Genomic DNA, 7885 nt, shown 5'->3' with positions numbered 1-7885 from the left:
GCTTGTTGTTACTTATCCATCGTTTAGTTTTCAGAGAGCCGCTACCGAAGCAGCTTAGATAGTTTACCATCTTTCGAACCAGTTTGTCAAGCACTTTTTTCAAAGTTTCTTTTTTAACCGTTTCGTCTTCGTTTTCAGAAGCGATGATTCTTTTCTGTTTTCGTGTCGCTCAGCGGCGACTTGTATATAATAGCACAGCAGATTCACTTATGTCAACACTTTTATTCCTCTTTAATTTCATATTTTTATCATCTAAATTGCAATGATACATGCAAAACTTAGTGAGAGACTTGGCAATGAATGAAATGAGAAGTCCGTTAGTCTACTTACCATTACTTCCCTCGCCAGCAGAGTTTCCTGAGTTAGAAGAACCAAGCAGACCTGCCTCACTTAACATTGGCAGAGGAATTTGTACATATGTTCCAGGTACATCGCCAACTACTACATACTCGGCAATCGGAACTTGTGTATTCACACTCACGCTTTTACTTACAAGCGGTACTACAATCCGGACCTGTGTTGTAGTCATCAAATAAACCATATGACGTGTTTGATTAATACCGGCTTGTTCAAATTTATCAACAACCTGGACCTGAACCGTTCCCATGGGAATAACAATGACTGTAATCTTGGGTCCCATACTAGCCAAAAGCTGGCTGCCTAAAACCTGTCCGATCGGGATGGATATTTTCTCTTCAGTAATTTTTTGCAAAGCATCCTGCACTTTAATCGTTGTATCAGCAGCCAAACGGTTAAACTCAATCGTATTAGGTTGAATCAACGCAACTCGTCCTTTATTGTCTAAATGAACCTGCACCAAATTTTGCGGATCAATATTCAAACTCGTTCGGTCATTAATAACGCCATTAATCACCTGCGTTGCAATCATGGTTGCTTTTGCTTCGGCAATGGCTAACAAAGTTGGTTTTAAGTGCACCTCGATGAGTCCCACAGTAGCGCCTGACAATATCAATAAAATAAAGATAACCGCTGGAATAGAAGAAATCCGCTTGCGTCTGGCAAGAGAAAACCGCATTCTTTCTTCCTCCTATTTTTTCTCCCGTTTTCATCCAAAAACCTTTTGCTACTATATATATGGAAATTTGCAATAAAGGTGTTCTTTTTTATAAACAAAAACTGTCAGATTGTTTTTATAGAAATAGGTCATGCTATCTTTAGAAAGAAAAATTGGTTTTATACTTGGTAAAGGAGGTTAAGCTATGAACTATACAACAGATAAATCAGAAAATAATCCCCAAACAACACAAAGCCTAACAAAAACGAATCAAGAAAAGTTAGTTTCTGCTTATACCAACACGTTAAACAACGCCACTGGGCCTCACCATAATAAAGAACAGCAACAAAGTTCCCAGCTTACAACTTTATCACAAGCCTCGAAGTCCAATGAAAATATCTATCTATCGCGAAGCGAACTAATTACTGCCGCCGAATCGCAAATGGCGCCTGTTGTGCCGGAAGCTTCTCTCAGTAAGGAACAAATAAGAAATTACGGACCGCCTCCCACTCGATAGAACAAGCGATTCATTTTGTCCCTTTAGACGAAGCAGCTAAACACTGCTTCTTTTTTTGCCGTTTTTCGGAAAGAGGAAATTCCCTTCTATTTATGTCTCCCTGCTATTTTTTATGATATAATATCTTACAGATTGGCAAATTAGGAGGAAACACATGAGTACTGGCCAAAACGGCGGTTCCCGTTCGGATACACGCCGAAAGAAAAACTATAAACCAAAATATTTCATTATTGGCATTATTGTCTTCGTTGTTATGCTGGCAGGCGCCGGTCTCGGCTTTCTTACAGCAAGCATTAATTCTATGCCTGATCTCAAACATGAGATGCGCCCACCAGCTTCGTCACAAATCTTTGATGCCCACGGTAAATTAATTGCAACAACTCGTTCCGTAGAAAACCGAATTCCCGTACCTTTAAGCAAAATTCCGAAGGATTTGCAAAACTCCTTCATTGCCGCAGAAGATGCCCGTTTCTATAACCATATCGGCATTGATCCGCGCGGAATTTTACGAGCAGTTTGGGCCAATTTAACCAATCATGCCGTTGCAGAAGGCGGCAGCACAATTACCCAGCAGCTCGCCAAAAATGCCTTGCTCACGCAGGAGCAGACTTTAAAACGAAAAATTCAAGAAGCTGTTTTAGCTCTACAAATCGAACGCCAATACACCAAATCGGAAATTCTTGAACTGTATTTAAATCAGATTTATTTTGGCCAAGGCGCCTACGGCGTCCAAGCAGCTGCTCAGGTCTATTTCGGCAAAAATGTCGATGAACTAAACATGGCTGAATGTGCCATGCTTGCTGGCATACCGAAAAGTCCAAACTATTATTCTCCCGCTACAAATTTGAAAGCAGCGAAAGAAAGACAAAATACGGTACTGGATCAGCTTATAAAGTATGAATATATTGATTCAGCTACAGCTAACAAGGCTCGTCAAACAGAAATAAAAATTGTTACTAAAAAACAAGATGACGTGGATGATTTAGCTCCCTATTTTGTCGATTATGTTATTCAACAGCTTATTGATAAATACGGTGCTGATGCGGTCTATAAAGACGGTTTGAAAATTTATACGACTCTGGATTTATCGATGCAAAAAGCGGCAGAGCAGGCCATGACAAAACTGCCAACTTATCGAACTGATAGTTCCGGCATCAAACAGCCGCAAGGCGCTCTTGTAGCCCTCGAACCACAAACTGGCTATATTAAAGCTATGGTTGGCGGCAGAGGCAACGATCAATTCAATCGTGCTGTTTTGGCCGAGCGCCAACCAGGTTCTGCTTTTAAACCTTTTGTGTATGTAGCAGCCATCGAAAATGGCATGACAGCTGGTTCAACCATCGAAGATAAGGCCGTAACCTACGGCAACTGGTCGCCACAAAATTATGATCGACGTTTTCATGGCACAGTAACGCTTCGTGCTGCACTTGCTCACTCTCTCAATGTACCGACTGTAAAACTTGCCAATCAAGTCGGTGTAGAAAAACCGCTCTATTACGCTCAACAGTTAGGAATTTCAACACTAGTTTTAAATGGTTCTGTAAATGATCAAAATCTGGCCATGGCTCTCGGCGGTTTAACCCGTGGTGTTAAACCGATAGAAATTGCTAGCGCCTACGGTGTATTTGCCAATCATGGCATTCACGCTGAGCCCATTGCTATTATGAAAATTGTTGATCGCAATGGGAAAGTCATTGAAGAAAACATTCCAAAAGAAAAAGTAGTCCTTAACGAAAAAAGCGCTTACATTATCACCGATATATTAAAAACAGCAATCACTAGCGGTACTGGCGCTGGCGCTAACATTGGTCGACCAGCAGCAGGTAAAACTGGTACCACCAGCGACTATAAAGATGCTTGGTTTGTTGGTTACACCCCTGATCTCGTTGCTGCTGTATGGATGGGAATGGATAACGACGGCACCTTATCAGGAATTACGGGCGGCGATTTGCCAGCAACAATCTGGCGTGCTTTTATGACAACAGCCGCGGCCAGCTATCCTTCCCGTGATTTTCCAAGACCGAGCGGCGTCAGTGACGGACAGTTAGCCGCTGACAGCTCCTTACGAGAAGAAAGCACGGATCCAAATCAACAAAAGCAACCGGAAAAACCGGGACAAACCACGCCGGGAAAAGATCCTAATGGCTCGCCTAATGCTAATGCGGAAGGAAAATCTTCTTCTAGCACCAATGGAAAATCCGAAAAAGTTCCTACTCCTAATCTGCCGCCACCGCCCGCAAGGCCGGAAGCGCCGAAAAAAGAATAAAAGAAAACACGCGTTTTTACGCGTGTTTTTTTTCTGTTTTGCATATACATTATAAAGTAACCGACGTATCATCCTCGAAGAAGAAGAACAATAAAAGGATAATCAGGATAATCCAAATTCCATTACCGCCACAACCAAACCCTCTTGCCATAATTTTATCCTCCTTTCCCTGCAATCCTAAAAAAGCTATCCGTTGTATAACAGGCATTTTCACTATATCTTATGATCGCTAAAAATAAAGAGTGCCTACCAAGCAATAACCAAAAAGATTATTCAAATAATTTACGAATATTCCGTGGTGCCTCAGCAGCCGACTGCAGTGATCGCATCGTAGAACCAAGAACATCAGTAGCGGTTTTTACTTTCTCGATGGTCGTACTCACATCGGCAATCTGCCGATCAATTCGCATCTGATCCGTATTGGCAAAGGTCATAAGCAACATAAATGCTTGATAGGAAAAATCAGGCTTACGCACGACTTCACGCAACAACTTAAATGGAGCAAGTCCTTTACGCTTTGGCTTAACTACTGGCTCCGGCTCATAAACTGCGTCCTTCGTCTCTGAAACTAGAGCAGGCAAAAGATTTGCTGTGTCTTCACGGGAAAACTTTTTCTGCCTCCGCCGTCGTATTTTCATCTGAATCCGCCACCTTGCAGTTTCTTTGTTAATCCAATATATGCTGAACTTATTTGAGTGTTCAAAAAAGCTATTTTTCCCACACAAAAAAAACATCTTTTGCATAGATTATTTTCATACATAGATATCCATAAGTTTCATTTTCAGAGGAGGAAATCATATGTTTGAGCAGTTCGGTAACCTCATGGAAATGGTGAAAAAGTTACAGCAAAACGTAAATGAAGTGCAAGAAAAGCTGAAAGAAGAGCGAATCGTTGTAACAAGCGGCGACGCCCTTACCGTAACGATGAACGGCCAGCAAGATCTCGTAACCATAGAGTTAAACCCCAAATACTTAAGCCCGGAAAATGCACCGTTATTGCAAGATCTGCTTGTCGCTACCATCAATAATGCTGCGGAAAAATCAAGAGAAATCAGTCAATCTGCTGTAGGTCAACTTTCTTCCGATTTAAATATTCCTAAAATCCCCGGACTCTTTTAAAAGAGGTGTTTATCATGCCGACAGGAATCCCCTTTTTCTTGCCGCTCATTGAAAAAATCCTTGATATTGCCGCTGCCGATCCAAAAGACTCGTCCCCCTTAGTAGAACTATTAGCCCTTTCCTGCTTACTTTGTATTATATTGGGCCGCACAGCAAAAAGCGAAAGACTGTCGGCAAAAGAAGAACCGCTCTTAGATCCAGGGGGAAGTACAGCAGCGCCGCTACAAAAAACATTAACTGACTTACTAAAAACAGTGTCTGCATCAGGCGGTTCCCCTGCTTCCAACACAAGCGGCGCCGCCGGATTAGGTAATAACCCTGATCTACTTGGCACACTTTTGCCGCTACTCAGTAATCCACAACTGAAAGCTAAAATGACGCCTACGAATATGGCTGCTATTTTTGGTCTCTTAAATAGTCTCGGCGGCAGTGAAGACCGACCTAAAAAAGAAGAAAAGCCCGCCAAAAAAGAAGCCCCCGATAATCAATCTGACTCTGCTGCCTCTACTACTGAACAATAAAAAACCAGAGTGGAAAATTTCCGCTCTGGTTTTTTATTGAACAATTCTTTTATTGTTACGACATCAGCCACCGCTTTATTTCAGTTTAACAGCAGTAGCCCCATCGCCGCCTTCATTAAGTTCAGCTACATCAATTTTCTTTACCGATGGATGCTGCTTCAAATATTCTCTCAAGCCTTTACGCAGAGCCCCTGTTCCTTTGCCATGAATGACAAGAACTTCACCAAGTCCAGCCATAATAGCATCATCAATAAATTTATCAATGACCTCTTGCGCTTCTTCCACCGTAGTACCGCGCACATCAATTTGCCGTGCTGCTGCTTGTACAGCAAGACTTACCTTCGGCGGTTTCACGCGGCGCAGCGTCCGACTTTCTCTCGCCGGTTGATTGGTCATGCGACAGTCCGCCAAAGGAACATTCATTTTGAGAATACCTACTTGCAGTAAAAGATCATTTCCATTAATTGCTAAAATAACACCTTTTTGGTTAAGCGATAAAACTTTCACAGTCATCCCTACAGCCAAAGCGGCAGAATCCAAGGGCGGCAAATCAGTTTCATCACTGCTAAAATCATTGACGAGACCTAGTCCTTCCGCTAACTTTTGCCGCGACTTATGAATATTTTTCTGCCTAGCATGCTGCTCTTTTTCCGAGAACTGCTTTTTAATTTCTTCAATTACTTCCTCAGCAGTACGACGGGCTTGCCGTAAAATAGCTGCCGCTTCTTTCTTACTCTTATCGAGCGTATCTTTGCGACGTACTGCCAAAGCTGTCCTCTCTTGATCCAGCGTATGCTTTAAAGTATTAATCTCCCGTTCTAACGCAGCCAATTCTTCATTTCGCTGCTCATATTCTACTGTTTTTTGCTCAAGCTTGGCCAAAACAGACTCAAAGTCAGCATGGCTCTGCGTAATAAGCGCTTTAGCCCGGTCAATTAAAACCTCACTTAAGCCCAGTCTGGCGGAAATTGCAAAAGCGTTAGAGCTTCCAGCCCGTCCAATAATCAATCGATAAGTTGGCCTAAGCGTCTCAATATCGAACTCTACACTAGCATTTTCAATTCCCTCGCGGGAAAAGGCAAAAGTTTTTAATTCACTATAATGGGTCGTAACAATAGTCCGGCAGTCAAGCTTATGAAGTCGCTCTAATATCGACATGGCTAAAGCAGCACCCTCATCAGGGTCTGTGCCTGCACCAATTTCATCAATTAAAACAAGATCGCCTGGCCTTACCTCATCAAGAATCTTAACTAAATGAGTCATATGCCCGGAAAAAGTACTTAGACTTTGTTCAATACTTTGTTCATCGCCAATGTCAACAAAGATTTGCGGAAAAACCGGCATAGCTGATTCGGCCATAGCCGGAATAAAAAGACCGGCTTGCGTCATCAAAGCAAATAGTCCGACTAATTTTAAGGTAACCGTCTTCCCGCCAGTGTTAGGCCCTGTAATTAACAGCGTTTGGAATTCCTTCCCTAACCGCACGCTGATTGGCACGACACTATCCCCATCAATTAAAGGATGACGGGCATTGACCAAATTAATATAGCCTTCGCTATTTAATTGTGGTCGATAGGCCTTCATATCAAGGCTTAACAACGCTCTCGCAAAAATCGCGTCAAGAGCGGCTGCGGCTTGAGCGCTCTGATAAATCGAATCACTATAGCGCCCGATCTCGCCTGATAATAGTGTTAAAATCCGTTCGATCTCATGCTTTTCAGCAGCTAAGAGCTGTTTGATTTCATTATTAATCGTCACAAGCGCCATGGGCTCAATAAATACGGTAGCACCGCTACCTGACTGATCATGAACAATCCCGGGGAAATGATGACGATATTCCTGTTTTACTGGAATTACATAACGATCTCCCCTGACAGTAACAATGGCGTCTTGAAAATATTTTTGGTATTCAGCGGAACGCAAAATAGCATCAAGGCGACTTTTCACCTGACTTTGCCTTGCCCGCATTTCGCGGCGAATTCGACTCAGTTCACTACTGGCTTCATCCCGAATTCTCGCCTGCTCATCAAGAACGGCTTCAATTTTCTGTTCAAGCGGTCGCAAGGGAATGAGTTCATCACGGTAGGTAAGCAATGCCTTCACTGGCAGCTCAAGCCGTTCCAAAAAGGCTTTCAGGCGACGTAACCCTGATAAAGTATTGCCTACAGCCATGATTTCTTCTGGATCAAGCACTGAGCCCAATCCAGCTCGCCGAACGGCGCTGCGAATATCTAGAATTCCCCCAAAAGGCACCGATGGTTCGCTTACTATGATCGTTCGCGCTTCCTCGGTTTCGTTAAGCCGTTCCTCAACTGTTGCAAAATCAAAAGCTGGCAAAGTCTGCTGCGCCAATTCTTTTCCCCAGGAAAAATGTGTTCTCTGCAGCAGCATGGCCTGAATTTTAGGAAACTCCAAAATTCGTAATATATCTTGATTCATATGACACT

At 42.8% G+C, this 7885-nt stretch carries 7 protein-coding genes; 4 read left to right on the top strand and 3 right to left on the bottom strand.

The window, feature by feature from the left end; genetic code table 11:
- Window positions 1–322: 322 nt before the first annotated feature.
- Window positions 323–1036, bottom strand: coding sequence for a sporulation protein YunB (yunB, locus tag AC0NJP_RS15615; protein WP_474700362.1), 714 nt, complete (start codon window positions 1034–1036; stop codon window positions 323–325).
- Window positions 1037–1220: 184 nt separating this feature from the next.
- On the opposite strand from yunB, the gene AC0NJP_RS15610 reads away from it, so the two are divergent.
- Complete coding sequence (locus tag AC0NJP_RS15610; RefSeq protein WP_474700361.1) at window positions 1221–1532, top strand: hypothetical protein; 312 nt, start codon at window positions 1221–1223, stop codon at window positions 1530–1532.
- 154 nt (window positions 1533–1686) lie between these two features.
- On the top strand, window positions 1687–3798 hold the full coding sequence (locus AC0NJP_RS15605) for a transglycosylase domain-containing protein (protein ID WP_474700360.1): 2112 nt from the start codon (window positions 1687–1689) through the stop codon (window positions 3796–3798).
- A gap of 269 nt (window positions 3799–4067) precedes the next feature.
- On the opposite strand, the gene AC0NJP_RS15600 is transcribed toward AC0NJP_RS15605, so the two are convergent.
- A complete protein-coding gene (locus AC0NJP_RS15600; protein ID WP_474040470.1) occupies window positions 4068–4436 on the bottom strand; it encodes a hypothetical protein in 369 nt (122 codons plus the stop codon).
- A 160-nt stretch (window positions 4437–4596) separates the two neighbouring features.
- Between AC0NJP_RS15600 and AC0NJP_RS15595 the strand changes: the two genes are divergently transcribed.
- Window positions 4597–4917, top strand: coding sequence for a YbaB/EbfC family nucleoid-associated protein (locus tag AC0NJP_RS15595; RefSeq protein WP_474040471.1), 321 nt, complete (start codon window positions 4597–4599; stop codon window positions 4915–4917).
- Window positions 4918–4931: 14 nt separating this feature from the next.
- Entirely contained in the window at window positions 4932–5438 is a 507-nt protein-coding gene (locus AC0NJP_RS15590; RefSeq protein WP_474700359.1) for a hypothetical protein, read from the top strand.
- 75 nt (window positions 5439–5513) lie between these two features.
- Here the strand turns inward: AC0NJP_RS15590 and AC0NJP_RS15585 are convergent, their stop codons facing one another.
- A complete protein-coding gene (locus AC0NJP_RS15585; protein WP_474700358.1) occupies window positions 5514–7877 on the bottom strand; it encodes an endonuclease MutS2 in 2364 nt (787 codons plus the stop codon).
- Window positions 7878–7885 lie beyond the last annotated feature (8 nt).

The sequence above is a fragment of the Pelorhabdus sp. sgz311002 genome (assembly GCF_056134285.1).
Note: the sequence above shows the minus strand (reverse complement) of the source record. Positions and strands in the feature narration are given on the sequence as shown.